Raw genomic sequence first — 25,050 nt, 5'->3', positions numbered from 1 at the left:
GATGACAAGGATCGTTTTTATGGGAACGCCCGACTTTTCAGTTCCCGTCCTGCGCACGCTTATTGAAGACGGGTATGAAGTAGTTGGTGTCGTTACGCAGCCTGACCGCCCGAAAGGCAGAAAAAAAATCATGACGCCCCCTCCTGTAAAGGCTGAAGCTGAACGTCACGGCATTCCCGTGCTTCAGCCCGAAAAAGTAAGGCTCGAAGAAGAAATAGAAAAAGTGCTCAGCCTGAAGCCGGACCTGATTGTTACGGCGGCATTCGGACAGATCCTGCCCAAGCAGCTGCTGGACGGCCCGAAATACGGCTGTATCAACGTACACGCGTCACTATTGCCTGAATTAAGAGGCGGAGCGCCGATACATTATTCGATTCTCCAAGGGAAGAAGAAAACGGGCGTGACGATCATGTATATGGTTGAAAAGCTTGATGCGGGCGATATGATTTCTAAAATCGAAGTGGAAATTGATGAAACGGATAACGTCGGCACGCTACACGACAAATTAAGCATGGCGGGGGCAAAGCTTTTGTCAGAGACCGTCCCGAACGTCATTTCCGGAAATATTAAACCGATCAAACAGGACGAATCAAAAGCGACTTACGCGCCTAACATTAAGCGTGAGCAGGAGCGGATTGATTGGGCAAAGTCCGGAGAAGAAATTTACAACCAGATCAGAGGTTTAAACCCTTGGCCTGTCGCCTATACAACTTTGAACGGTCAAAATATTAAAGTATGGGCTTCTGAAAAAGTTGCGGCAAAAACTGAAGCTGCGCCCGGAACAGTCATCCGCACGGAGCAAAACGGCATTGTCGTCGCAGCAGGAAACAGCACCGCCCTTTTAATCACAGAGCTGCAGCCGGCGGGAAAAAAACGGATGAAGGGCGAAGATTTTGTAAGAGGCAAAAATGTGCAGACCGGTGACGTGTTAGGAGAAGCAAATGAAGAAAATTAATGTCCGGGAGCTCGCCCTTGAAGCGCTTGAGAAGCTTGAGCAAAATCAGGCATACAGCAACCTGCTTCTTACATCGGTTATCAAAACGAACACGCTTAGCGATCAGGACAGAGGACTGCTGACAGAGCTTGTCTACGGAACGCTGCAAAATAAAATCGCCTTAGACTATATGCTGAAGCCTTTTATCCGCAAGCCGAATAAAGTGAAACCGTGGGTGATTCAGCTGCTTCGTCTGTCCGCGTATCAAATGGAGTATTTAGAAAAAATACCGGATCGCGCCGCCATTCATGAAGCGGTTGAGATCGCCAAAAAACGCGGGCATAAAGGCATTGCGTCCTTTGTCAACGGCATCCTCCGCTCCCTGCAGCGTGAAGGGGCGCCGTCATTCGCTGAAATTGAAGACCCGGTTCTCCGTCTTTCCACAGAGACAAGCCATCCCGAATGGCTCGTAAAAGAGTGGGTCGAGGCGTACGGCTTTGAGGCAGCTGAAAAGATCTGCCGGATTCATCTCATTCCGCCGAAGCAGACGCTCCGTGTCAATCACATAAAGAGCGAGAGGGAAACGGTGCTGAATGAGATGGAGAATGCCGGTCTGGAAGCAGAAGCCGGAGACCTTTCTCCTGATGCGATTAAGCTTTTAAAAGGAAGCATCGCGAACACGGCATTTTTCCAAAACGGCCGGGTATCCATACAGGATGAAAGCTCAATGCTTGTCGCGCGGGCGCTGGACCCGAAGCCGGGCGAAACCGTTTTAGACGCATGCGCCGCACCGGGCGGAAAGTCGGCTCACATTGCGGAACTGATGGAGAACGAGGGGAGCCTCACATCGCTTGATCTTCACCGCCATAAAGTGAAGCTGATTACAGAGGGCGCCGAACGGCTCGGGCTTACGATCATCGACGCCCAAACGATGGATGCGCGAAAAGCGGGAGAGGCCTTTGGCGCAGAACGGTTTGACCGTATTCTCGTTGATGCCCCTTGCTCAGGTTTCGGCGTCATCAGAAGAAAACCCGATATGAAATATACGAAGACGCCGGAGGACAGCAGACGGCTGTCAGAAATCCAGCTCGGCATTTTAAGGGAAATCGCCCCATTAGTAAAAAAAGGTGGCACACTCGTATACAGTACGTGTACAATGGACCGGACAGAAAATGAAGAAGTTATGCATGCGTTTATACAAGAACACCCTGAGTTTGAACCCGATTTGTCTCTTGAAAAGCGGCTGCCTGAAAAGGCGAGACCCTTTGTTCAGGATGGAAGCCTTCAAATTCTTCCGCATTATTTCGGAACAGACGGTTTCTTTATTAGCAGCATGAGAAAGAAGGGATAAAAAATGACACAATTAAAAAAGACAAGCGTACGGAAAGAGCTGCGGACTGAGCAGCCGTCCATTTACTCTTTTGAATTAGATGAAATCAAACAATGGCTGACCGAGAATGGCGAAAAGCCGTTCCGCGCGGCACAGATTTTTGAATGGCTCTATGAAAAGCGGGTTTCTTCATTTGATGAAATGACAAACCTCTCAAAAAGCCTGCGTGAAAAACTCGAGAGCAATTTTGTGCTGACAACGCTGAAAACGGCTGTAAAACAGACATCTCAAGACGGCACGATGAAATTTTTATTTGAGCTTCATGACGGTTATACGATCGAAACGGTTTTAATGAGACACGAGTATGGTAATTCTGTATGTGTAACGACACAGGTCGGCTGCCGGATCGGCTGCACATTTTGCGCGTCAACGCTCGGCGGACTGAAACGGAATCTTGAAGCGGGAGAAATCGTCGCTCAAGTCGTGAAAGTGCAAAAGGCGCTTGATGAAACGGATGAACGCGTCAGCTCAGTCGTCATCATGGGAATCGGAGAGCCGTTTGATAATTTCAATGAAATGCTCGCTTTCTTAAAAATCATTAACCATGATAAAGGGCTGAACATCGGAGCGCGTCATATCACAGTTTCCACCAGCGGAATCATTCCGAAGATTTACGATTTCGCCGATCAAAAAATGCAGATCAATTTCGCGATTTCTCTGCATGCTCCGAATACAGAAATCAGAAGCCGTCTGATGCCGATTAACAAAGCCTATAAGCTTCCTGACCTTATGGAGGCCGTCAAATATTACATCGAGAAAACAGGCAGACGGATCAGCTTTGAATACGGGCTGTTCGGCGGCGTAAATGATCAGGTTGAACATGCAGAAGAGCTTGCAGAACTGTTAAAAGACGTGAAATGCCATGTCAATTTAATTCCGGTAAACTATGTGCCTGAACGGGATTACGTCCGCACACCGAGAGATCAGATTTTCGCATTTGAAAAAACGTTAAAATCCCGCGGTGTAAATGTCACGATCAGAAGAGAGCAAGGCCATGACATTGACGCGGCCTGCGGTCAGCTTCGCGCGAAGGAGCGTCAAGACGAGACGAGGTGAAGAGGTTGATTACAGCCTTGAAAACAGATACAGGTAAAGTCCGCCGGCATAATGAAGATGCGGCGGGCATTTTCACAAAAGAAGACGCGGTGCTTGCGGTTGTCGCCGACGGCATGGGCGGTCATCTTGCCGGAGATGTAGCGAGCAGGATGGCGGTTGCGGCGATGGAAGAGCAGTGGAACCGGACCGAAACGGTTCCTTCTCTGCCGTCTGCTTGCGAGGATTGGCTGAAAGACCGGATTCATGAGGCGAATCTCAAAGTACATGACCACGCTAAAGCGAATGAACAATGCCGGGGAATGGGCACCACCGTTGTTTGCGCCTTATTCACCGGGAAGTTTGTCACTGTAGCTCATATCGGTGACAGCCGGTGCTACCTGCTTCAAGAGGGGGAATTCACTCAGCTGACTGAGGACCATTCGCTTGTGAATGAGCTGGTCAAGACGGGGGAAATTTCGAAAGAGGACGCCGAGCACCATCCGCGGAAAAATGTATTGACGAGAGCGCTGGGGACAGATGAAACCATCAGTCCTGACGCCCGTTCTTTTGAACTGTCTGACGGCGATCAGCTGCTTTTATGCTCTGACGGACTGTCAAATAAAATAGAAGATCACGAGATCAAACAAATGCTTCAAGCCGAATCTGGTCCTCAGGAAAAAGTAGACCTTCTCATCAGCAAAGCGAATCAAAACGGCGGCGAAGATAACATCACGGCTGTGTTGATTGAGTTTTCCGCAGATGCAAAAGAGGGTGAAGACAAGTGCTAACCGGCAAGCGGATCAGCGGGCGTTATCATATCCTCCGGCCCATTGGCGGCGGCGGAATGGCAAACGTTTTTTTAGCTGAGGACATCATTCTCGAACGTGAAGTCGCAATTAAAATTCTGCGGTTTGACTTTGTGAATGACATTGATTTTATCAGGCGTTTCAGAAGAGAAGCACAGTCGGCATCAAGCCTCGATCATCCGAATATCGTCAGTATTTACGATATCGGGGAGGAAGGCGATATTTATTACATTGTCATGGAATATGTGGAAGGCATGACATTAAAGGAATACATAAACGCACACGGGCCGCTCCATCCGAAAGAAGCGCTGTCCATTATGGAGCAAATCGCCTCGGCCATCGCCCATGCCCATCAAAACCATATCGTGCACCGGGATATTAAACCGCACAATATATTGATAGATCATTTAGGGCATATCAAGGTGACGGATTTCGGCATCGCCACAGCGCTTACGTCTACGACAATCACACATACGAATTCTGTGCTGGGCTCGGTTCATTATTTGTCTCCGGAGCAGGCGAGAGGCGGTCTGGCAACGAAAAAATCAGATATTTATGCGCTCGGCATCGTGCTGTTTGAGCTTTTAACAGGTAAAATTCCTTTTGACGGAGAATCAGCCGTCAGCATAGCGCTAAAGCATCTGCAAACAGAAACGCCTTCCGCCAGAAAGTGGAACCCTTCCATTCCGCAGAGCGTCGAAAACATTATTTTGAAGGCAACCGCTAAAGACCCGTTTCACCGCTATGAAAGCGCCGAGGACATGGAAGCGGACATCAGAACGGCTTTTGACGCCGGCAGGCTGAATGAACAAAAGTTTTCCGTGCAGGATGATGAGGAAATGACAAAAGCCATTCCCGTTATTACTGACGGCGCAAAAGCCGCGCCTCAGGCGGAAACGCCGGGGGAGACGGACGATAAGGAACAGCAGCCCGCCAAAAAGAAAAAACGGAAATGGCCGTGGGTTTTGCTGGCCGTCTGTTTCATTTTCATTATGGCGGCTGTTCTTGCGGTCACCGTGTTTCCGTCTTTATTTATGCCTAAAGATGTAAGCGTCCCCGACGTACGGGGCATGAAGTACGAAAAAGCGGAAGCCCTGCTTGAAAAGAACGGACTCCGGGCGGATCCTGATATAACGGACATTGAAGATGAAAAAATAGAAGAGGAATTAATGGTCAAAACGGACCCAAAAGCGGGGTCTACCGTTAAAGAAGGCTCTTCTGTAAAACTGTATAAAAGCATCGGAAAACCGAAAACCCAGCTGATCGACGTGAAAGGACGGCAGATCGGCGACGCAAAAAAAGCGCTGAAGGAAAAAGGCTTCAAACATGTCAATGTCAAAGAAGAGAACGATGACAGCGAGGCCGGCACCGTAATTGATCAGAACCCGTCAGCCGGCACCGACATGGTCGCAAGCGACGATGAAGTCAATCTAACGGTCAGCCTCGGCCCGGCGGACGTTACGCTGAGGGACTTAAAGACTTACAGCAAAGAAGCGGCTTCAGGGTATCTTGAAGATAACGGCCTGCAGCTTGTTGAAAAACAAGCCCATTCAGATGACGTGCCAAAAGGACAAGTCATGAAGCAAGAGCCGGCAGCCGGCACTGCGGTTAAGCCGGGAAGTAATGTTGAAGTGACGTTCTCGCTCGGACCTGAAGAAAAACCGGCGAAAACGGTAAAAGAAAAAATCAGCATTCCTTACGAACCCGAACATGAAGGGGACGAGCTTGAAGTGCAAATCGCCATCGATGATAAGGACCACAGCATCTCTGATACGTATGACTCATTTAAAATAAAAGAGCCGACTGAAAAAACAATTGAACTGAAGATTGATCAGGGACAGAAGGGGTATTATCAAGTGATGGTCGATCATAAAGTCGTCAGCTACAAAACGATTGAATACCCGAAAGATAATGACTGACAAGGAGGGACCCTATGCCTGAGGGCAAAATTATAAAAGCGTTAAGCGGATTCTATTATGTCTTGGATGAATCACAGGACAAGATCATTCAATGCAGGGGCCGGGGCATTTTCAGAAAAAATAAAATAACGCCCCTGGTCGGCGATTATGCCGTTTATCAGGCTGAAAATGATAAAGAAGGCTACCTGCTGGAAATCAAAGAACGAACAAACGAGCTGATCAGGCCGCCGATTTCAAATGTCGATCAGGCCGTTCTCGTCTTTTCTGCCGTTCAGCCGGCGTTCAGCACGTCTTTATTGGACCGTTTTCTCGTCCTTGTGGAAGCCAACGGCATTCACCCGATCATCTGCATAACCAAAATGGACTTAGCTGCAGACGGGGAATCGAAAGAGGCGATACTTTCTTACGTGAAAGACTATCAGGGGATCGGTTATGACGTATATGTGACGTCATCAAAAGAAAACAGCGGTTTAACAGGCATTGTGAAACACTTCGAGAACAAAACAACGGTGTTTGCCGGTCAGTCGGGAGTCGGAAAATCTTCGCTTTTAAATGCGATCAGCCCGGAGCTTGAGCTGAAAACAAACGAGATTTCCGCGCATTTGGGACGCGGAAAACATACGACGCGCCATGTGGAGCTCATTCATACATCAGGCGGTCTGGTGGCGGATACTCCGGGGTTCAGTTCGCTTGAATTTACCGGCATTGAGGAAGAAGAGCTGGGCAGCACGTTCCCTGAGATCAGAGAAATAAGCGCCTCTTGCAAATTCAGAGGCTGTCTGCATCTTAAGGAGCCGAAATGCGCGGTAAAGCAAGCGGTGGAAGAAGGAGAGATTCAGCCGTACCGCTATGAGCATTACAAAGAATTTATGCAGGAAATAAAAGAGAGAAAGCCGAGGTATTAATATGATTAAGGTTGCGCCATCAATTCTTTCCGCCGATTTTGCTTCACTGGGCGAGGAAATTAAAGACGTGGAAAAAGGAGGGGCGGACTATATCCATATTGATGTCATGGATGGCCATTTCGTCCCTAACATTACAATCGGGCCGCTTATCGTTGAAGCCGTCCGTCCGGTGACTGATCTGCCGCTGGATGTCCATCTTATGATTGAAAACCCGGACCGCTACATCCCGGCATTCGCAAAAGCCGGTGCGGACATCCTTTCCGTTCATGCTGAAGCGTGTCCGCATCTTCACCGGACCATTCAATTGATAAAGGAGCAGGGGATAAAAGCGGGAGTTGTGCTCAATCCGCATACGCCCGTCCAAATGATTGAACATGTGATCGAGGAGCTTGACCTTGTGCTGTTAATGACGGTTAACCCCGGTTTTGGCGGACAGCGCTTCATTCATTCGGTTCTGCCGAAAATCCGTCAGGTCAAACAGCTGGCTGAGGAGAAAGGCCTGTCTGAGCTTTTAATCGAGGTGGACGGAGGCGTTAATAAAGAAACAGCCCCATTATGCGCTGAAGCGGGCGCCAATCTGCTTGTTGCCGGGTCTGCCGTATATAATCAGCCGGATCGGAAAAAAGCCATCGCTGACATCCGAAACGTGTAATAAACATGCTGAAAAAGAGCCCGGTGAAAGCCGCCGGCTCTTTTCGCGTCTAAGAGAGAGGAAAACATATGATGACAATCAATATCGTTGCGGGCGGCCCGCGGGAGCTTATTCCCGATCTATCCGAATACACAGACGGAGATACGACATGGGTCGGAGTCGATAAAGGGACGGTTGCTCTTTTGGAGGCCGGAATTATTCCGCAGGAAGCTTTCGGTGATTTTGACAGCATTACGGAAGAGGAGCTCATGCAGATTCAAAAAGCGGCGCCGGCCCTCCATGTATATCAGGCGGAAAAAGATTATACCGATCTTGAACTCGCCCTTGACTGGGCTTTACAACTAGAACCGGAGACCATTCGGATATTCGGTGTGACGGGCGGAAGAGCCGATCACTTTTTAGGGAACATCCAGCTGCTGTATAAAGCTTTACATAAGAATACCGATGTCGAGCTGATCGACCGGCAGAATGACATTCAGATGTTCGGGCCCGGCCGTTATACAATTGAAGAAAAAGCGGGCAGACGCTATATTTCTTTCATTCCGTTTACGGAAGCGGCAGACGGCCTGACACTCGACGGTTTTAAATATCCCCTTGATAATTGTCATATTCCTCTGGGTTCCACACTATGTATTAGTAACGAACTCATTCATTCACGAGGTACTTTTTCGTTTGCAAAAGGCATATTAATAATGGTAAGGAGCGCGGATTAGAAAAGCGGCTTCTGCCATATGCGGAAAAAACCATGAATCCTAAAGTGATGAACGCAGCGGATACGGGACTTATAGGAGGGGACAAAATGAAATTTTATACCATTAAATTGCCGAAGTTTTTAGGAGGAATTGTCCGGGCGATGCTGGGCTCATTTAGAAAAGAGTAAGCCCAAGAAGCTGAAATTGCCCTCTTTGAACGCATAAAAAACGCCTGCCGCATAAAAGGGCAGGCGTTCATTTTTGCTTATACACGCTCAACTTTACCGGATTTTAAAGCCCGGGCAGATACATACACTTTTTTAGGTTTGCCGTCAACAAGGATGCGGACCTTTTGAAGGTTGGCGCCCCAAGTACGCTTAGAAGCGTTCATTGCGTGAGAACGGTTGTTTCCGGCTTTTGTTTTTTTACCTGTAATAAAACATTTACGTGCCATTTGTTTCCCTCCTAACTGCGCGAAACATCTTTTCAAACATAGTTTCTCAGATGCTTTCGTTATACAATACTTTAAATAATTTACCACAGCTAAAAACCGTTTGCAACTATTGTTTCCCTTACTTTCAAGAAAAATCACTTGACATGTAAAACCAATCACATTTCCGCGCTGAAGGCCGCTGTCTGTATCTTTTCTTTTCATAATGGGATACATATAGTAGAATAATGATAACTCTATGCACCTGAAGGAGGAACCTGTGTGTCCATTGAAATGAAGACAAAATACGGACAGATTGATATATCCAACGAAGTCATCGCAATGGTTGCCGGAGGCGCTGCCATTGACTGTTACGGAATAGTGGGGATGGCCTCAAAAAACCAGATTAAAGACGGTTTGTCTGAAATCCTCCGGAGAGAGAACTTCGCAAAAGGCGTACATGTCCGTCAGGAAGCCGAACAAATACATATCGACATGTACATTATTGTCAGCTACGGCACTAAAATATCCGAAGTAGCCCACAATGTTCAGACGAAGGTAAAATACACAGTAAATCAAACAATCGGACTTGCAGTTGATTCTGTAAATATTTATGTCCAAGGCGTACGAGTAACGAACCCGTAGTGAGGAGGATGAGTATTGTCTAGACGAAACTTAGATGGGAGAGCTTTTGCGGCAATGATTCTGGCGGGGGCTGAGACATTGTCTCAAAACGCATCCGCGGTGGATGCGCTGAACGTGTTTCCCGTGCCTGACGGCGATACCGGAACAAATATGAATTTATCGATGTCATCCGGTGCAAGAGAGGTAGAGCACATTGACTCACCCGACATCGGCAAAGTCGGCATCGCCCTGTCAAAAGGCCTGCTTATGGGGGCGAGAGGAAACTCAGGGGTGATCTTGTCCCAATTGTTCAGAGGTTTCACAAAGAGCATTGAAAACAAAAACCAAATAGACGCCCAAGAATTTGCCGCAGCACTCCAAGCGGGAGTGGATATGGCATATAAGGCGGTCATGAAACCGGTTGAAGGAACGATTTTAACCGTGGCCAAGGATGCGGCTAAAAAAGCGGTCGCCTCGGCTAAAGAAGAAACCGATATCATTGCTCTCATGGAGGCCGTTATTGAAGAAGCGGAAGCGTCGCTGAACCGCACGCCGGATCTGCTTCCTGTTTTAAAGGACGTCGGTGTCGTTGACAGCGGCGGAAAAGGTCTGCTTTGTGTATATGAAGGATTTTTGTCTGCTTTAAAAGGAGAGGCCGTACCGAAAAAAGCGGTTCTTCCGGCACTCGATGATATGGTGAATGCCGAGCATCATAAAAGCGCGCAGAGCATGCTGAGTACAGAAGATATTGAATTCGGATTTTGTACGGAAGTGATGGTAAGGCTGGATCAAGATAAACGGACGTTCAAGGAAGAGACGTTCAGAAACGAACTGAGCCGTTTCGGCGATTCATTGCTGGTCGTGGCTGATGATACGCTGGCGAAAGTCCATATTCATGCCGAAGAACCAGGGAACGTACTCAATCTCGCACAGCGTTACGGCGATTTGATTAAAATTAAAATTGAAAACATGAGGGAACAGCATACTTCAATCATCAGCCAAGAACATGATGAAAAAAAGCCGGCCGGCGTTATGAAAGAAGCCCGGAAGCCTTTTGGCATCGTGACTGTGGCAATGGGAGAGGGCATTTCTGAATTGTTTACGAGCATCGGCGCTTCACACGTAATCGAAGGCGGCCAGACAATGAATCCGAGCACGGAAGATATTGTTGAAGCCGTTCAGTCTGTCAATGCGGAGACGGTTTTCATTCTTCCGAACAATTCCAATATTGTGATGGCTGCCAATCAGGCGGCGAGCGTGGCTGAAGAAAATGTCATTGTCATTCCGGCAAAAACGGTCCCTCAAGGCATGACCGCCCTGCTTGCGTTTAACCCTGACCAGCCGGCTGATGTAAATGAAGCCCATATGCTTGAGGCCATCCGGAATGTGAAAAGCGGACAGGTGACATATTCAGTCAGAGACACCCATATTGACGGTAAAGATATTAAAAAAGGTGATTTTATCGGCATTTTAAACAGTTCAATTATCGGCAGCGCCGAAGATCGGATGAGTGCGGCGAAATTGCTGCTGGATGAAATGATCGGGGAAGAAGATGAAATCGTCACCATCCTGTACGGAGAGGACGCGCCGGAAGAAGAAGCTGAGAAACTTGCTGAGTATATTGCAAGCGTCTGTGAAGATATCGAGGTTGAAATCCATAACGGCAGACAGCCTCTGTATCCATATATATTTGCGGCAGAGTAGAAGGGCTTATCAGGCCCTTCTATTCTTATGCCTTTATTTACCTGCGGCAGTGCGGCAATGTGCCTGCTTGCCAATTGAGAAATGTTCAATTAGTCTAAAGAAAAGCGCTGAATAGAGTGATGTTAAGGAGGAACAAACCAGCATGAAGTATAGAAGCGTTTTTGATATTATCGGCCCGGTAATGATCGGTCCGTCCAGTTCACATACCGCAGGCGCCGCCCGGATCGGCAGAGTGGCCAGAAGCCTATTCAGGCGGGAGCCCCGCCGGATCGTTGTGTCTTTTTACGGATCATTTGCGGAGACGTATAAGGGTCACGGCACTGATGTCGCGATTATCGGCGGCCTGCTTGATTTTGATACATTTGATGAACGGATTAAAACAGCGATTCAAATTGCGGAAGAGAAGGGCATATATGTAGAGTTCCGTACAGAGGATGCCGTGCCCGTTCATCCGAATACGGCGCGTATCGTCATTTCTGATGATGAGGGAGAGCTTGCCCTTACCGGTATTTCCATCGGCGGCGGAAAAATAGAAATCACGGAGCTCAACGGCTTTGAGCTGCGTCTTTCCGGAAACCATCCGGCTATTTTAGTCGTTCACAATGATAAATTCGGCACGATTGCAGGCGTTGCCAATGTGCTTGCGAAATTCTCCATCAACGTCGGACATATGGAAGTGGCGCGTAAGGACGTCGGCCAGCTTGCGCTGATGACGATTGAGGTCGATCAGAATATTGAAGAAGAAGTGCTTGACGAGCTTTCAACACTTCCTAATATTATACAGGTTACTAAGATAGCTGACTAAAAAGTCAGGAGGAAAATGACATGTTTCGTAATGTAAAAGAATTAATAGAAATCACTCAAGAAAAACAAATTCCGATTTCGGAAGTGATGATCACCCAAGAGATGGAAGTGACGCAAAAAACGCGGGAAGAAATCTTTCAAGGAATGGAGCGCAATCTCTCCGTCATGGAAGCAGCTGTTGAAAAAGGGCTGAAGGGCGTCACGAGTCAGACTGGTTTAACAGGCGGAGATGCCGTGAAACTTCAGGCATACATCCAATCGGGAAGAAGCCTGTCGGGCAATCTGATTTTAGACGCCGTTTCTAAAGCTGTCGCGACAAATGAAGTCAATGCGGCGATGGGAACGATCTGCGCTACACCGACCGCCGGTTCTGCCGGGGTTGTGCCGGGAACGTTATTCGCCGTAAAGCATAAGCTGAACCCTACGACAGAACAAATGATCCGTTTTCTGTTTACAGCCGGCGCGTTCGGTTTTGTCGTAGCAAATAATGCGAGTATTTCAGGAGCGGCAGGAGGCTGTCAGGCGGAAGTCGGGTCAGCATCAGGCATGGCAGCGGCTGCGATTGTGGAAATGGCGGGCGGAACGCCACAGCAATCAGCGGAAGCAATGGCGATTACCCTGAAAAATATGCTCGGTCTCGTATGTGACCCGGTCGCCGGATTGGTAGAAGTGCCGTGTGTCAAACGAAACGCAATGGGAGCATCCAACGCAATGATCGCGGCGGATATGGCGCTGGCCGGGATTACAAGCCGCATTCCTTGCGATGAGGTGATTGACGCGATGTACAAAATCGGCCAGACAATGCCGACAGCACTGCGTGAAACGGGACAAGGCGGTTTAGCCGCGACACCGACGGGAAGAGAATTAGAGAAAAAAATTTTCGGAGGAGCGCTGAAATCAAGTGACACACCATCAGCAAACTAGTATAGCGGAGATTAAGGGCATTGGGCCGGAAACAGAAAAAACATTGCACGAACTTGGTATCTATGACATTTCTGATCTTCTGAATTATTTCCCTTACCGTTATGACGACTATGAGCTGAGGGACTTAGAAGAAGTAAAACATGAAGAAAGAGTGACGGTAGAAGGGAAGGTTCATTCAGAACCTTCTCTTACCTATTACGGCAAAAAACGAAACAGGCTGACATTCAGGGTGCTTGTCGGCAATTATTTAATTACCGCGGTCTGCTTTAACCGTCCCTACTTAAAAAAGAAACTGACGTTAGGTTCTGTCGTCACAATATCTGGGAAATGGGATAAACACAGACAGACCGTTTCCGTGCAGGAATTAAAAAACGGTCCTCATCAAGAAGATAAAAGCATTGAGCCTGTTTATTCCGTTAAAGAAAACGTCACCGTAAAAATGATGAGACGGTTTATTAAGGAAGCGCTGCAGCATCATTTGGACAGTGCGGCCGATCCGCTTCCTGAAAAATTGAGAATCCGCTACAAGCTGCCTGATTACAAACATGCCCTGCAGACGATGCATCAGCCTGAAACGAGGGAATCGTTACAGCAGGCAAGACGCCGGTTTGTTTACGAGGAATTCTTATTATTTCAGCTGAAAATGCAGGCGTTCCGTAAAGCGGAAAGGGAACAGTCAAAAGGCATCAGCCATGTGTTCCCTGCTGAAAAGCTCGCCGCTTTCACAGACAGCCTGCCGTTTTCGCTCACAACCGCACAGACGCGCGTGCTTCGGGAAATTACCGCTGATATGACATCTCCTTACCGAATGAACCGTCTGCTGCAAGGTGATGTCGGTTCAGGGAAAACGGCCGTCGCCGCCATCGCTTTGTACGCTGCGATTCTGTCGGGGTATCAGGGGGCATTAATGGTGCCGACTGAAATTCTGGCCGAACAGCATGCAGATTCTCTCGTATCGTTGTTTGCAAATGAAGATGTGAATATCGCGCTTTTGACGAGTTCTGTAAAAGGAAAGCGGCGCAGGGAGCTTTTGGAGCGGCTTGCTCTCGGAGAGATTGATATTTTAGTAGGGACCCATGCTTTAATCCAGGACGAAGTGGAATTTAAAGCACTGAGCCTTGTCATTACGGACGAGCAGCACAGGTTCGGAGTCGAACAGCGCAAAAAACTCAAGAATAAAGGCCAGGATCCGGATGTGCTGTTTATGACAGCCACCCCGATTCCGAGAACGTTGGCCATTACCGTCTTCGGAGAAATGGATGTTTCCGTGATAGATGAAATGCCCGCGGGGCGAAAACAAATCGAAACGTATTGGGTGAAACACGACATGCTGGAGCGGATTTTGGCTTTTATAGAAAAAGAGCTGAAACAGGGAAGGCAAGCCTATATTATCTGCCCGCTCATTGAAGAGTCGGATAAACTGGATGTACAGAATGCCATTGACGTATATAACATGCTTTCTGACGTTTACCGCGGGAAATGGAATGTCGGCCTGATGCACGGGAAGCTCCATTCTGATGAAAAAGATCAGGTGATGAGAGAATTCAGCGCCAATCAATGTCAGGTACTTGTGTCAACAACCGTCGTAGAAGTCGGGGTGAACGTGCCGAATGCGACGATTATGGTCATCTATGACGCCGACCGTTTCGGATTATCTCAGCTCCACCAGCTCCGCGGCCGGGTCGGGCGGGGAGACCACCAATCTTTCTGCATCTTGATGGCAGATCCGAAATCCGAAACCGGGAAGGAACGGATGAGAATCATGTCGGAGACAAACGACGGCTTTGAGCTGTCTGAAAAGGACCTTGAACTGCGCGGCCCCGGGGATTTCTTCGGAAAAAAACAGAGCGGTATGCCCGAGTTCAAGGTGGCGGATATGGTTCATGACTACAGAGCTTTGGAGACGGCCCGCCAGGATGCGGCCAATCTGGTGTCTTCAGAGGCTTTTTGGAAAGATGACGAATACCGCATGCTGCGCGGTCAATTACTTTCAAGCGGCGTCCTGGAAGGGGAGAAATTAAGCTGATTCTGTAAAATTCGGCGGCTTTCAAAAAACAATCATTGCATTCCAATCTATGAGATTATATACTACTATTAGTACCTAGTCTTAATTGTCCGGATGGTGTTTACAGATGAGAAGAAGCAAAAAAGAACGCCAAAAATTATTGCAGCAGACGATCAAATCGACACCCTTCATCACAGATGAAGAATTAGCGGGGAAATTCGGCGTCAGCATTCAGACGATCCGTTTAGACCGCTTAGAGCTCTCAATACCGGAGCTGAGGGAAAGAATTAAAAACGTGGCAGAACAAACGCTTGATGATGAAGTGAAATCACTGTCTTTAGACGAAGTGATCGGTGAAATTATTGATCTGGAGCTTGACGGCCAGGCCATTTCCATATTAGAAGTAAGACGCGAACATGTCTTCAGCCGCAATCAAATTGCGCGGGGGCATCATTTGTTTGCGCAGGCGAACTCACTCGCCGTAGCCGTCATTGATGATGAGCTGGCGCTGACCGCAAGCGCAAATATCCGCTTTACAAGACAGGTGAAAGAAGGCGAGCGCGTCGTTGCGAAAGCCAAAGTGACGGCAGTCGAAAAAGAAAAAGGCAGAACGGTAGTTGAAGTCAACAGCTATGTGGGAGAAGAAGTCGTGTTCTCCGGTAACTTTGACATGTACCGTTCAAAACAATCATAAAGGTGGAGCATGCATGAGAATAGCTGTAGATGCAATGGGAGGCGACAACGCACCCAAAGCTGTTATTGACGGAGTAATGAAGAGTATTGAGGCATTTGACGATCTCCATATTACGCTGGTCGGTGACAAGACAACGATAGAATCACACTTGCCAACAACATCAGACCGCATCACTGTGTTGCACGCCGATGAAGTGATTGAACCGACGGATGAACCGGTCCGCGCCGTACGCAGAAAGAAAAACTCTTCTATGGTGCTGATGGCGCAGGAAGTGGCTGAAAACAGAGCGGACGCCTGCATCTCAGCGGGGAATACAGGCGCACTTATGACAGCGGGACTGTTTATCGTCGGCAGAATTAAAGGAATCGACCGGCCTGCGCTTGCGCCGACGCTTCCGACTGTTTCAGGCGACGGTTTCCTTCTTTTGGACGTGGGAGCCAATGTCGATGCCAAACCGGAGCATCTTGTCCAGTACGGAATTATGGGATCTGTATATGCCCGGCAGGTTCTCGGAATCAGCTCGCCCCGCGTCGGCTTGTTAAATGTCGGCACGGAAGAAAAGAAGGGAAACGACCTGACAAAAAAGACGTTTGAATTATTAAAAGAAACAAACGTGAATTTTGTCGGAAACGTAGAGGCGAGAGACTTGCTCGAAGGCGCTGCTGACGTCATCGTCACAGACGGCTTTACGGGCAACGTCACGTTGAAAACATTGGAAGGTTCAGCGTTATCGATTTTCAAAATGCTGAAAGATACACTGACTTCAAGTTTTGTTTCTAAGCTCGCAGCGGGAGTGCTGAAGCCGAAGCTGATGGAAATGAAATTGAAAATGGACTATTCTGAGTACGGCGGGGCGAGTCTTTTCGGTTTGAAAGCGCCCGTCGTTAAAGCGCACGGCTCTTCTGACGCACGCGCTGTTTACCATGCGCTGCGCCAGGCGAGAGAAATGGTCAGCCAAAACGTGGCCGCATTTATAGAAGAAGAAGTAAAAGAAGAAAAAACAGATGAGTAGTCTGGAGGTTACCGCATCATGAGTAAGATTGCATTTCTATTTCCCGGACAGGGATCACAATATATCGGTATGGGAAAAGACCTGTACGAACGCGAAGAAGCGTCAAAACGTATTTTTGATGAAGCGGATGAAACGCTTGAAACAAAGCTGAGCTCACTCATTTTTGAAGGTGACGCCGAAGAATTGACCCTTACATACAATGCGCAGCCCGCGCTGTTGACAACGAGCATCGCCGTATTGGAAAAGTTTAAAGAATCCGGCATCACCCCTGATTTCACCGCCGGCCACAGCCTCGGAGAATATTCGGCGCTTGTTGCGGCGGGAGCGATGACATTTAAAGATGCCGTTTACACGGTAAGAAAACGGGGAGAATTCATGAATGAAGCCGTGCCGGCCGGAGAAGGCGCCATGGCAGCTATTCTCGGAATGGATGCGGAGTCCTTGAAAAAGGTGACGGATCAAGTGACGGAAAACGGTCATCTCGTACAGCTTGCAAACCTGAACTGCCCCGGCCAGATCGTCATTTCCGGAACGGCAAAAGGCGTGGAGCTGGCTTCAGAAGAAGCGAAAAACAACGGAGCCAAACGGGCGATCCCATTAGAAGTAAGCGGACCGTTCCATTCTGAATTAATGAAGCCGGCAGCGCAAAAACTCGAGGAGGTGCTCAGCGCCTGTGAGTTAAAAAATGCGGCTGTTCCCGTGATTTCAAACGTTTCGGCTGACGTTATGACAGAAAAAGACGATATCAAGAAAAAATTGATCGAACAGCTGTACTCACCTGTACGCTTTGAAGAAACCATTAACAAACTGATTGACGAAGGCGTCACGACGTTTGTTGAAATCGGGCCCGGAAAAGTGCTTTCAGGCCTTGTGAAAAAAGTGAACCGCCGCCTTAAAACAATCTCGGTTTCTGACCATGAAACCATCGAACTGGCGATTCAAACGCTGAAGGAGGAGAATCAGGATGCTTAATGAAAAAACAGCAGTGGTAACGGGAGCGTCCCGCGGAATCGGGCGGGCGATCGCGCTTGATCTTGCGAAAAACGGCTGTAACGTAGTAGTCAACTACTCCGGGAATGAAGCGAAAGCGAACGAAGTCGTAGATGAAATCAAATCTTTGGGCCAAAACGCGATCGCGGTAAAAGCCGATGTATCAAATTCCGAAGAAGTACAAAACATGATGAAAGAGGCTGTCGCTGCATTTTCTTCAATCGACATTCTCGTGAACAATGCGGGGATCACAAAAGACAATCTTCTGATGAGAATGAAAGAAAATGAATGGGATGATGTCATTAACATTAACCTGAAAGGTGTATTCAACTGCACGAAAGCCGTGACAAGACAGATGATGAAACAGCGCTCCGGCCGGATTATCAACGTATCATCAATCGTCGGCGTCAGCGGAAACCCTGGGCAGGCGAACTATGTGGCGGCAAAAGCCGGTGTAATCGGCTTAACGAAGTCATCAGCCAAAGAGCTTGCGAGCCGAAATATTACGGTCAATGCCATTGCTCCGGGCTTTATTTCTACAGATATGACGGACAAGCTTTCTAAAGAAGTCCAAGATGAAATGCTGAAGCAGATTCCGCTCGCGCGTTTCGGTGATCCTTCCGATATCAGCAGCGTTGTTACGTTCCTTGCGTCTGAAGGATCGCGTTATATGACGGGCCAAACCCTTCATATTGACGGCGGAATGGTGATGTAAAGATTTGTTTTTAAAATTTCATCCTAGTTTCTCTAGTTTTTTAAAAACGAATCCTCTATAATACTTGAGGGGAGGTGAATTGCTATGGCAGATACATTAGAGCGTGTAACGAAAATCATCGTAGACCGCCTTGGCGTTGATGAAGCTGACGTCAAACTTGAAGCTTCTTTCAAGGAAGACTTAGGTGCTGATTCCCTAGATGTAGTTGAGCTTGTTATGGAACTTGAAGACGAGTTTGATATGGAGATTTCTGACGAAGATGCTGAAAAGATTGCAACAGTCGGCGACGCTGTGAACTACATACAAAACCAGCAATAAGCTGATGCTAAAAGTCCCGCCTGACAGCGGGGCTTTAGCCCTTTAATCGTTCGGTTACCGGCGTCTGACGCTGTACGCGCTGCCGATTCCGTTTACGGCGGGGAGCGCGGTGAACCTGATGTGCCTATGGAGGTTACTATGTCAAAACACTCACATTTTAAAGATAAAAAAAAGTTCTATAAAAAAATAGAGCAATTTAAAGAGTTCCAAGAACGGATTTCGGTTCATTTTCAAAACGAGAAACTTTTGTATCAAGCATTTACACATTCATCTTATGTGAATGAGCATCGGAAAAAGCCGTATGAAGACAATGAAAGGCTTGAATTTTTAGGTGACGCTGTTTTGGAACTGACGATCTCCCAATTCTTATTTGCCAAATATCCGGCCATGAGTGAAGGAGATTTGACGAAGCTGAGAGCCGCTATCGTATGCGAGCCGTCACTCGTCTCACTTGCCCATGAATTGTCATTCGGCGATCTTGTTCTCTTGGGAAAAGGAGAAGAAATGACGGGCGGCAGAAAGCGTCCTGCGCTTTTAGCGGATGTGTTTGAAGCGTTTATCGGCGCACTGTATCTGGATCAGGGCCTTGACCCGGTTCAGCAATTCCTGAAAGTGTACGTGTTCCCTAAAATAAACGATGGTGCTTTTTCTCATGTGATGGATTTCAAAAGCCAGCTTCAAGAATTTGTACAGCGGGACGGAAAAGGATCGCTTGAGTACAAAATTCTCAATGAAAAAGGGCCTGCCCACAACCGGGAATTCGAGGCGCTTGTCTCTCTTAAAGGTGAGGCGCTCGGTATCGGGAACGGACGTTCCAAAAAAGAAGCCGAGCAGCATGCGGCACAGGAAGCTCTTGCAAAAATGCAAAAACATCATACGAAACAATAAAATCCCCCTGTTTCCCTAGGGGGATTTCAGTATGTCTGCGCCTGATATAAGCGGGTGATTATGATAATATTGAGATACTTATACGATAAGGAGGATCTGGGATGTTCCTCAAACGTTTAGACGTTATAGGATTTAAATCATTTGCAGAACGGATATCCGTTGACTTTGTAAAAGGCGTCACGGCCGTTGTCGGTCCGAACGGCAGCGGAAAGAGCAACATTACCGAAGCCATCCGCTGGGTGCTCGGCGAACAATCAGCCCGCTCGCTTCGGGGCGGAAAAATGGAAGATATCATTTTTGCGGGAAGTGATTCGCGCAAGCGGCTGAACCTTGCCGAAGTTACGTTAACGCTTGATAATGAAGATCATTTTCTCCCGATCGATTACCACGAAGTCAGCGTGACGAGACGGGTGTACCGTTCCGGAGAAAGTGAATTTCTCATCAACAATCAGCAGTGCCGCCTGAAAGACATCATTGACTTATTTATGGACTCCGGGCTCGGGAAAGAAGCATTCTCTATTATCAGCCAGGGGAAAGTCGAAGAGATTCTCAGCAGCAAAGCGGAAGACCGCCGCAGTATTTTTGAAGAAGCGGCCGGCGTGCTGAAATATAAAACAAGAAAGAAAAAAGCGGAAAACAAACTGTTTGAGACGCAGGATAACTTAAACAGGGTGGAAGATATTCTCCACGAGCTTGAAGATCAGGTCGAACCGCTGAAAATCCAGGCATCAATCGCCAAAGACTACTTAGAAAAAAAGAAAGAGCTTGAGCATGTCGAAATCGCCCTTACCGCCTTTGACATCGAACAACTGCATGGCAGATGGTCAGGTTTAAAAGACAAGGTGCAGGCTGCTAAAGAAGAAGAATTGGCGGAATCATCGGCTCTGTCCGCAAAAGAAGCGATGATAGAAGAGACGAGAGATAAAATCCACGCGCTTGATGAATCCGTCAACGAACTGCAGCAGGTTCTGCTCGTGACAAGTGAAGAGCTGGAAAAGCTGGAAGGCCGGAAAGAAGTGCTGAAAGAGCGCAAAAAAAACGCCGCGCAAAACCGGGAACAGCTTGAGGAATCCGTTACACATTACACGAACAAAGAAGCCGAACTGAAAGCGGACATTGAAAAACAGTCTGCCGTCTATGATAAACTTCGTGCGGAAGTGAAGCGGTTAAACGCCCAGGTGAAAGAAAAGCAGCAGGCTCTCAGTCTGCATAATGAAAATGTAGAAGACAAAATTGAACAATTAAAAAGCGATTACTTTGAATTGTTAAACAGCCAGGCGTCGATTCGCAACGAGCTGCAGCTTTTAGATGACCAGATGTCCCAATCTGCGGTCCAGCAGGCGAGACTGACCGCAAACAATGAAAAATACCTTGAAGAACGTAACGATATTGCAGTCCGTAAAGCGGCGTGCGAAGAAGAATTGGCCGCCGTTGAAGAGGATATTCACAATCAGGTCGTCCGCTTTCGCGAAGTCCAGACAGCATATGAACAGAAAAAACGCCAATATGAAAAGAAAGAATCTGCGCTGTATCAGGCGTATCAATTCGTCCAGCAGGCCAGATCCAAAAAAGATATGCTTGAAACGATGCAAGGCGATTTTTCAGGATTTTACCAAGGCGTAAAAGAAGTGCTGAAGCAGAAAGAGCAGCTTGGCGGCATCCGCGGCGCCGTTCTCGAACTGATTGCCACCGAACAAAAATATGAAACGGCGATCGAGATTGCACTCGGCGCAGCGGCGCAGCACGTTGTCACAGACGACGAGCAGGCGGCGCGGAAAGCGATTCAATATTTAAAACAGAATTCATTCGGCCGCGCGACGTTCCTGCCGCTTACGGTTATGAAACCGCGCCAGCTCCAAACCCGTGATGAACAGACGGCTTCAAAGCATCCGTCTTTCCTCGGCACAGCGAGCGGGCTTGTCACATATGATGCCGCGTATCGGAATGTCATTCAAAACCTTCTCGGCACCGTGCTGATCACTGAAGATTTAAAAGGCGCAAATGAACTGGCCAAGCTTCTCGGGCACCGCTACCGCATCGTGACGCTTGAGGGTGATGTCGTCAATCCAGGCGGATCAATGACAGGCGGCGCGGTCAAAAAGAAAAACAATTCTCTGCTCGGCAGAAGCCGTGAGCTTGAGACGGTGACTGCGCGGCTTGCCGAAATGGAAGAAAAAACAGCTCTGCTTGAAAAAGAGGTCAAAACGCTGAAGCAGGCCATTCAAGAGCTTGAACATACGCTGAGCGGTCTCCGTGAAGACGGTGAAGCTTTCAGAACAAAGCAGCAGGATGTAAAAGGCAGGCTGTATGAACTCGAAGTCGCTGAAAAGAACATCAATACCCATCTGGAGCTTTACGATCAGGAGAAAGCATCGCTGACGGAAAGCAGCCGGGAAAAAGAGACGCGCAAATCAGCTCTGGAAGAACAGCTGAGTGAGGCATCCGGCCAGCTGAAAGAGCTTGAGGAAGAGATGGAAAGGCTGACAAAACAAAAGCAGACCCTATCCTCAACGAAAGAAACGCTCTCTCATGAACTGACGGAATGTAAAGTGGCCGCTGCGAAAAAAGAACAGGCGTGCTCGAGTGAGGAAGACAACCTCAAAAGACTGAAAAAAGAGCTTGAAGAAACGCAGCTCGCTCTGAAAGAAACACGGGAAGATTTAAGCCTCCTGACCTCAGAGATGACGTCCAGCACAAGCGGTGAGGAGCAGCTTGAAGAAGCAGCCCATCACAAGCTTCACGATAAAACGAGAACGATCGAATTGATCGCCAGCCGGCGTGACCAGCGGGTGAAGCTTCAGAGGGCGCTTGATACGAACGAGCTTGAGCTGAAAGAGATGAAGCGTCTGTACAAGCAAAAAACGGACATTCTGAAAGATGAAGAGGTAAAACTCGGCCGGATGGAAGTCGAGCTTGATAATCTCTTGCAGTATTTACGCGAGGAGTACAGCCTATCCTTTGAAGGGGCAAAAGAACAATATCAGCTCGAACTCGAGCCTGAAGAGGCGAGAAAACGGGTCAAACTGATCAAGCTTTCAATTGAAGAGCTCGGAACGGTCAATCTCGGCAGCATCGATGAATTTGAAAGAGTAAACGAACGGTATCAGTTTTTAACAGAGCAGAAAAATGACCTGACGGAAGCGAAAAACACACTGTTTCAAGTCATTGAAGAAATGGATTCTGAAATGACGAAGCGATTCCATGAAACGTTTGTCCAGATCCGTTCTCAATTCAATGACGTGTTCCGTTCTTTATTCGGAGGAGGACGGGCTGAACTGAAGCTGACTGATCCGAATGATCTTCTTAATTCCGGGGTGGACATTATCGCGCAGCCTCCGGGCAAAAAACTGCAAAACTTAAATCTTTTGTCAGGGGGAGAACGGGCGCTGACTGCCATTGCCCTTTTATTCTCCATTCTGAAAGTAAGGCCCGTGCCGTTCTGCGTCCTTGATGAAGTGGAAGCTGCGCTAGATGAAGCCAATGTATTCAGGTTTGCGCAATATTTAAAAAAATACAGCGGGGACAGCCAGTTTATCGTTATCACCCACAGAAAAGGCACCATGGAAGAAGCGGATGTCCTCTACGGTGTTACGATGCAGGAATCCGGCGTTTCCCGAATGGTTTCGGTCAAACTGGAAGAAACAAAAGAATTCGTTCAGTAACGAGGAAAGAGGTTGAAAGATGAGCTTTTTTAAAAAATTAAAAGAGAAAATCACGAAACAGACAGACTCCGTCTCTGAAAAATTTAAAGATGGTCTTGAAAAAACAAGAAATTCCTTCTCAAATAAAGTGAACGAACTCGTCTCCCGCTACCGGAAAGTCGACGAGGATTTCTTCGAAGAGCTTGAGGAAGTGCTGATTGGCGCTGACGTAGGTTTTACAACCGTTATGGAGCTGATTGATGAGCTCAAAAAAGAAGTGAAGCTGAAAAACATCCAGGATCCTCAGGAAGTGCAGTCCGTCATTTCTGAAAAGCTTGTCGACATTTATAATAGCGGCGACGAACAGATTTCTGAATTAAATATTCAGGACGGGCGCCTGAACGTTATTCTGCTTGTCGGGGTAAACGGCGTCGGAAAAACGACAACGATCGGAAAACTTGCCCATAAGCTGAAAAATGAAGGCAAATCCGTTGTGCTCGCTGCCGGAGACACCTTCAGAGCCGGGGCGATTGAACAGCTTGAAGTGTGGGGGGAGCGTACAGGCGTGCCTGTCATTAAACAGGCTGCCGGAAGCGACCCTGCTGCGGTTATTTATGATGCCGTACACGCGGCTAAAGCAAGAGGAGCGGATGTGCTGATTTGTGATACGGCCGGCCGCCTTCAGAATAAAGTAAACTTAATGAAAGAGCTTGAAAAAGTCAAACGCGTCATCGAACGCGAAGTGCCTGAGGCTCCGCATGAGGTTCTCCTTGCGCTGGACGCGACGACAGGCCAAAATGCGATGGCGCAGGCGAAAGAATTCTCCAAAGCGACGAATGTGACGGGTATCGCGTTAACGAAGCTTGACGGCACCGCAAAAGGCGGTATCGTCCTGGCGATCCGCAATGAGCTTCACATCCCCGTGAAACTGGTCGGCCTCGGAGAAAAGGTTGACGATCTCCAGCGGTTTGATGCAGAATCTTACGTATACGGTCTCTTTTCTGATTTAGTTGAAAAAGCCGAGGATTAATGAATAAAAACGAGTATAAAATGGACGGTTTTATACTCGTTTTTTTATACGCATTGATAGATCGGAATGGAGGGGGCAATTGTTGGACAAATGGCTGAAAGCTGAATTGGAAAGCAAGATCGGCGCGATAAACCATATGTCGCTGTTGGATGAACAGGGAGGCACTTCAACCGTTCGAAAAATAGTGACCGGCCAAGACGCATTTCTGCTGAAAAGTTCTTTTCAACAGAAGTATCGGGAATGGTTAATGAGAGAAGCCTTCGTTTTACAAAAACTGACGGAAACTCGTCGTCTGCCTGTTCCTATTTATTATGGGATGATACAGGAACAGCATGCCAGCCATATCCTAATGTCATTTGAGGATGGAATCACCCTGACTTCGGCTTTAAGAAAAGCAGAAGGGGATACTGAAAAGAAAAAGCTGATCAAAAGTTTCGGCCAGTTTCTGCAACGGCTGCATGAAACCGAAATGGTCTCTGGTTTACAGCCGGAAACAGACTGGCTCGATCTGCAAATCAAACGAGCCGGAGTATATGTCAAAAAAGGACAGGCTGAAGGAAGTGCAGAGCTTTTGAAGGAATTGGACAGGTACAGACCTGTTCCTGTTCAGCAGACAATGATTCACGGTGACTGCACGACTGATAATGTGCTGGTGAAAGACGGAGAGGTCTATCTGTTTATCGATGCTGCGGGAATATCGGCGGGAGATCCGCGATATGATGAATCATTAGCGATCAGTCATTTTATCACAAATGAAGCATGCCTCAATGCTTTTTATGAAGGCTATTGCCGCTATCGTGTATCAAAACAAGAATTCGAGTATTTTAACGACGGTCTATATGAATTTTTTTAAAAAAACTTATTATGTAAAAAGAGCATCATGCTTTGACAAGATAAAAACTTGACACACGCTCTGAAACCATGTAAACTAAGTTTTT

General features: G+C 47.7%; 24 protein-coding genes. 23 read left to right on the top strand and 1 reads right to left on the bottom strand.

Annotated elements, in window-relative coordinates; genetic code table 11:
* Position 1 precedes the first annotated feature (1 nt).
* From fmt to spoVM, 9 genes are all read left to right on the top strand, one after another.
* Entirely contained in the window at positions 2 to 955 is a 954-nt protein-coding gene (gene fmt, locus OTK50_RS01525; protein ID WP_224224251.1) for a methionyl-tRNA formyltransferase, read from the top strand.
* Entirely contained in the window at positions 942 to 2,285 is a 1,344-nt protein-coding gene (rsmB, locus tag OTK50_RS01520) for a 16S rRNA (cytosine(967)-C(5))-methyltransferase RsmB (RefSeq protein WP_105937735.1), read from the top strand. The genes fmt and rsmB overlap by 14 nt, the downstream gene beginning before the upstream one ends.
* A gap of 3 nt (positions 2,286 to 2,288) precedes the next feature.
* Positions 2,289 to 3,380 carry a 23S rRNA (adenine(2503)-C(2))-methyltransferase RlmN gene (rlmN, locus tag OTK50_RS01515; RefSeq protein WP_003154339.1) on the top strand — a complete coding sequence of 364 codons (1,092 nt, stop codon included), beginning with the start codon at positions 2,289 to 2,291 and terminating at the stop codon, positions 3,378 to 3,380.
* Positions 3,381 to 3,385: 5 nt separating this feature from the next.
* A complete protein-coding gene (locus OTK50_RS01510; protein WP_224224252.1) occupies positions 3,386 to 4,147 on the top strand; it encodes a Stp1/IreP family PP2C-type Ser/Thr phosphatase in 762 nt (253 codons plus the stop codon).
* Positions 4,141 to 6,084, top strand: a complete 1,944-nt coding sequence (gene pknB / locus OTK50_RS01505) for a Stk1 family PASTA domain-containing Ser/Thr kinase (RefSeq protein ID WP_224224253.1) — start codon at positions 4,141 to 4,143, stop codon at positions 6,082 to 6,084. Before OTK50_RS01510 ends, pknB begins: the two co-directional genes overlap by 7 nt.
* 14 nt (positions 6,085 to 6,098) lie before the next feature.
* Positions 6,099 to 6,989, top strand: coding sequence for a ribosome small subunit-dependent GTPase A (gene rsgA, locus OTK50_RS01500; RefSeq protein WP_007611350.1), 891 nt, complete (start codon positions 6,099 to 6,101; stop codon positions 6,987 to 6,989).
* A gap of 1 nt (position 6,990) precedes the next feature.
* A complete protein-coding gene (rpe, locus tag OTK50_RS01495; RefSeq protein WP_224224254.1) occupies positions 6,991 to 7,641 on the top strand; it encodes a ribulose-phosphate 3-epimerase in 651 nt (216 codons plus the stop codon).
* A 68-nt stretch (positions 7,642 to 7,709) separates the two neighbouring features.
* On the top strand, positions 7,710 to 8,354 hold the full coding sequence (locus tag OTK50_RS01490) for a thiamine diphosphokinase (protein ID WP_224224255.1): 645 nt from the start codon (positions 7,710 to 7,712) through the stop codon (positions 8,352 to 8,354).
* Positions 8,355 to 8,440: 86 nt separating this feature from the next.
* A complete protein-coding gene (gene spoVM, locus OTK50_RS01485) occupies positions 8,441 to 8,521 on the top strand; it encodes a stage V sporulation protein SpoVM (RefSeq protein WP_003154329.1) in 81 nt (26 codons plus the stop codon).
* Between the two features lie 77 nt (positions 8,522 to 8,598).
* Here spoVM and rpmB read toward each other — a convergent pair whose 3' ends face one another.
* Entirely contained in the window at positions 8,599 to 8,787 is a 189-nt protein-coding gene (gene rpmB / locus OTK50_RS01480) for a 50S ribosomal protein L28 (RefSeq protein ID WP_003154328.1), read from the bottom strand.
* A 258-nt stretch (positions 8,788 to 9,045) separates the two neighbouring features.
* Between rpmB and OTK50_RS01475 the strand changes: the two genes are divergently transcribed.
* From OTK50_RS01475 to OTK50_RS01410, 14 genes are all read left to right on the top strand, one after another.
* Entirely contained in the window at positions 9,046 to 9,408 is a 363-nt protein-coding gene (locus tag OTK50_RS01475; RefSeq protein ID WP_003154327.1) for an Asp23/Gls24 family envelope stress response protein, read from the top strand.
* A gap of 15 nt (positions 9,409 to 9,423) precedes the next feature.
* Positions 9,424 to 11,091 (top strand): DAK2 domain-containing protein, encoded by a 1,668-nt coding sequence (locus tag OTK50_RS01470; RefSeq protein WP_101669548.1) that lies wholly within the window; start codon positions 9,424 to 9,426, stop codon positions 11,089 to 11,091.
* Positions 11,092 to 11,233: 142 nt separating this feature from the next.
* Entirely contained in the window at positions 11,234 to 11,896 is a 663-nt protein-coding gene (gene sdaAB, locus OTK50_RS01465; protein WP_003154325.1) for an L-serine ammonia-lyase, iron-sulfur-dependent subunit beta, read from the top strand.
* Between the two features lie 20 nt (positions 11,897 to 11,916).
* Entirely contained in the window at positions 11,917 to 12,819 is a 903-nt protein-coding gene (gene sdaAA, locus OTK50_RS01460; RefSeq protein ID WP_003154324.1) for an L-serine ammonia-lyase, iron-sulfur-dependent, subunit alpha, read from the top strand.
* Complete coding sequence (gene recG, locus OTK50_RS01455; protein ID WP_014417753.1) at positions 12,797 to 14,845, top strand: ATP-dependent DNA helicase RecG; 2,049 nt, start codon at positions 12,797 to 12,799, stop codon at positions 14,843 to 14,845. The genes sdaAA and recG overlap by 23 nt, the downstream gene beginning before the upstream one ends.
* 106 nt (positions 14,846 to 14,951) lie before the next feature.
* Positions 14,952 to 15,518: a transcription factor FapR gene (gene fapR, locus OTK50_RS01450; RefSeq protein ID WP_007611377.1), complete on the top strand. Its 567-nt coding sequence runs from the start codon at positions 14,952 to 14,954 to the stop codon at positions 15,516 to 15,518.
* Positions 15,519 to 15,531: 13 nt separating this feature from the next.
* Positions 15,532 to 16,530: a phosphate acyltransferase PlsX gene (plsX, locus tag OTK50_RS01445; protein ID WP_007409758.1), complete on the top strand. Its 999-nt coding sequence runs from the start codon at positions 15,532 to 15,534 to the stop codon at positions 16,528 to 16,530.
* 18 nt (positions 16,531 to 16,548) lie between these two features.
* Entirely contained in the window at positions 16,549 to 17,502 is a 954-nt protein-coding gene (gene fabD, locus OTK50_RS01440) for an ACP S-malonyltransferase (protein ID WP_003154316.1), read from the top strand.
* The gene (fabG, locus tag OTK50_RS01435; protein WP_032874875.1) at positions 17,495 to 18,235 is read left to right on the top strand and encodes a 3-oxoacyl-[acyl-carrier-protein] reductase; all 741 of its coding nucleotides are present in this window, start codon (positions 17,495 to 17,497) and stop codon (positions 18,233 to 18,235) included. Before fabD ends, fabG begins: the two co-directional genes overlap by 8 nt.
* A gap of 84 nt (positions 18,236 to 18,319) precedes the next feature.
* The gene (acpP, locus tag OTK50_RS01430; RefSeq protein WP_003154310.1) at positions 18,320 to 18,553 is read left to right on the top strand and encodes an acyl carrier protein; all 234 of its coding nucleotides are present in this window, start codon (positions 18,320 to 18,322) and stop codon (positions 18,551 to 18,553) included.
* Between the two features lie 138 nt (positions 18,554 to 18,691).
* Positions 18,692 to 19,441, top strand: coding sequence for a ribonuclease III (rncS, locus tag OTK50_RS01425; RefSeq protein WP_012117543.1), 750 nt, complete (start codon positions 18,692 to 18,694; stop codon positions 19,439 to 19,441).
* Between the two features lie 101 nt (positions 19,442 to 19,542).
* On the top strand, positions 19,543 to 23,103 hold the full coding sequence (gene smc / locus OTK50_RS01420; protein WP_224224256.1) for a chromosome segregation protein SMC: 3,561 nt from the start codon (positions 19,543 to 19,545) through the stop codon (positions 23,101 to 23,103).
* A 19-nt stretch (positions 23,104 to 23,122) separates the two neighbouring features.
* Positions 23,123 to 24,112 (top strand): signal recognition particle-docking protein FtsY, encoded by a 990-nt coding sequence (gene ftsY / locus OTK50_RS01415; protein ID WP_003154301.1) that lies wholly within the window; start codon positions 23,123 to 23,125, stop codon positions 24,110 to 24,112.
* 82 nt (positions 24,113 to 24,194) lie between these two features.
* Positions 24,195 to 24,965, top strand: a complete 771-nt coding sequence (locus OTK50_RS01410) for a phosphotransferase family protein (protein ID WP_082998003.1) — start codon at positions 24,195 to 24,197, stop codon at positions 24,963 to 24,965.
* The last annotated feature ends 85 nt before the right edge of the window (positions 24,966 to 25,050 follow it).

Origin of the sequence: Bacillus sp. NEAU-CP5 (genome assembly GCF_026420705.1) — a bacterium.
GTDB classification, from domain to species: Bacteria; Bacillota; Bacilli; order Bacillales; family Bacillaceae; genus Bacillus; species Bacillus velezensis.
Note: the sequence above shows the minus strand (reverse complement) of the source record. Positions and strands in the feature narration are given on the sequence as shown.

Bases quoted from the DNA above. Each gene is read 5' to 3' on its own strand.
- fabD (WP_003154316.1), top strand. From the start codon at position 16,549: ATGAGTAAGATTGCATTTCTATTTCCCGGACAGGGATCACAATATATC.
- ftsY (WP_003154301.1), top strand. From the start codon at position 23,123: ATGAGCTTTTTTAAAAAATTAAAAGAGAAAATCACGAAACAGACAGAC.
- rpe (WP_224224254.1), top strand. From the start codon at position 6,991: ATGATTAAGGTTGCGCCATCAATTCTTTCCGCCGATTTTGCTTCACTG.
- spoVM (WP_003154329.1), top strand. From the start codon at position 8,441: ATGAAATTTTATACCATTAAATTGCCGAAGTTTTTAGGAGGAATTGTC.
- fmt (WP_224224251.1), top strand. From the start codon at position 2: ATGACAAGGATCGTTTTTATGGGAACGCCCGACTTTTCAGTTCCCGTC.
- rncS (WP_012117543.1), top strand. From the start codon at position 18,692: ATGTCAAAACACTCACATTTTAAAGATAAAAAAAAGTTCTATAAAAAA.
- acpP (WP_003154310.1), top strand. From the start codon at position 18,320: ATGGCAGATACATTAGAGCGTGTAACGAAAATCATCGTAGACCGCCTT.
- smc (WP_224224256.1), top strand. From the start codon at position 19,543: ATGTTCCTCAAACGTTTAGACGTTATAGGATTTAAATCATTTGCAGAA.
- fabG (WP_032874875.1), top strand. From the start codon at position 17,495: ATGCTTAATGAAAAAACAGCAGTGGTAACGGGAGCGTCCCGCGGAATC.
- rlmN (WP_003154339.1), top strand. From the start codon at position 2,289: ATGACACAATTAAAAAAGACAAGCGTACGGAAAGAGCTGCGGACTGAG.
- rsgA (WP_007611350.1), top strand. From the start codon at position 6,099: ATGCCTGAGGGCAAAATTATAAAAGCGTTAAGCGGATTCTATTATGTC.
- OTK50_RS01490 (WP_224224255.1), top strand. From the start codon at position 7,710: ATGATGACAATCAATATCGTTGCGGGCGGCCCGCGGGAGCTTATTCCC.
- sdaAA (WP_003154324.1), top strand. From the start codon at position 11,917: ATGTTTCGTAATGTAAAAGAATTAATAGAAATCACTCAAGAAAAACAA.
- sdaAB (WP_003154325.1), top strand. From the start codon at position 11,234: ATGAAGTATAGAAGCGTTTTTGATATTATCGGCCCGGTAATGATCGGT.
- plsX (WP_007409758.1), top strand. From the start codon at position 15,532: ATGAGAATAGCTGTAGATGCAATGGGAGGCGACAACGCACCCAAAGCT.
- rsmB (WP_105937735.1), top strand. From the start codon at position 942: ATGAAGAAAATTAATGTCCGGGAGCTCGCCCTTGAAGCGCTTGAGAAG.
- rpmB (WP_003154328.1), bottom strand. From the start codon at position 8,787: ATGGCACGTAAATGTTTTATTACAGGTAAAAAAACAAAAGCCGGAAAC.
- fapR (WP_007611377.1), top strand. From the start codon at position 14,952: ATGAGAAGAAGCAAAAAAGAACGCCAAAAATTATTGCAGCAGACGATC.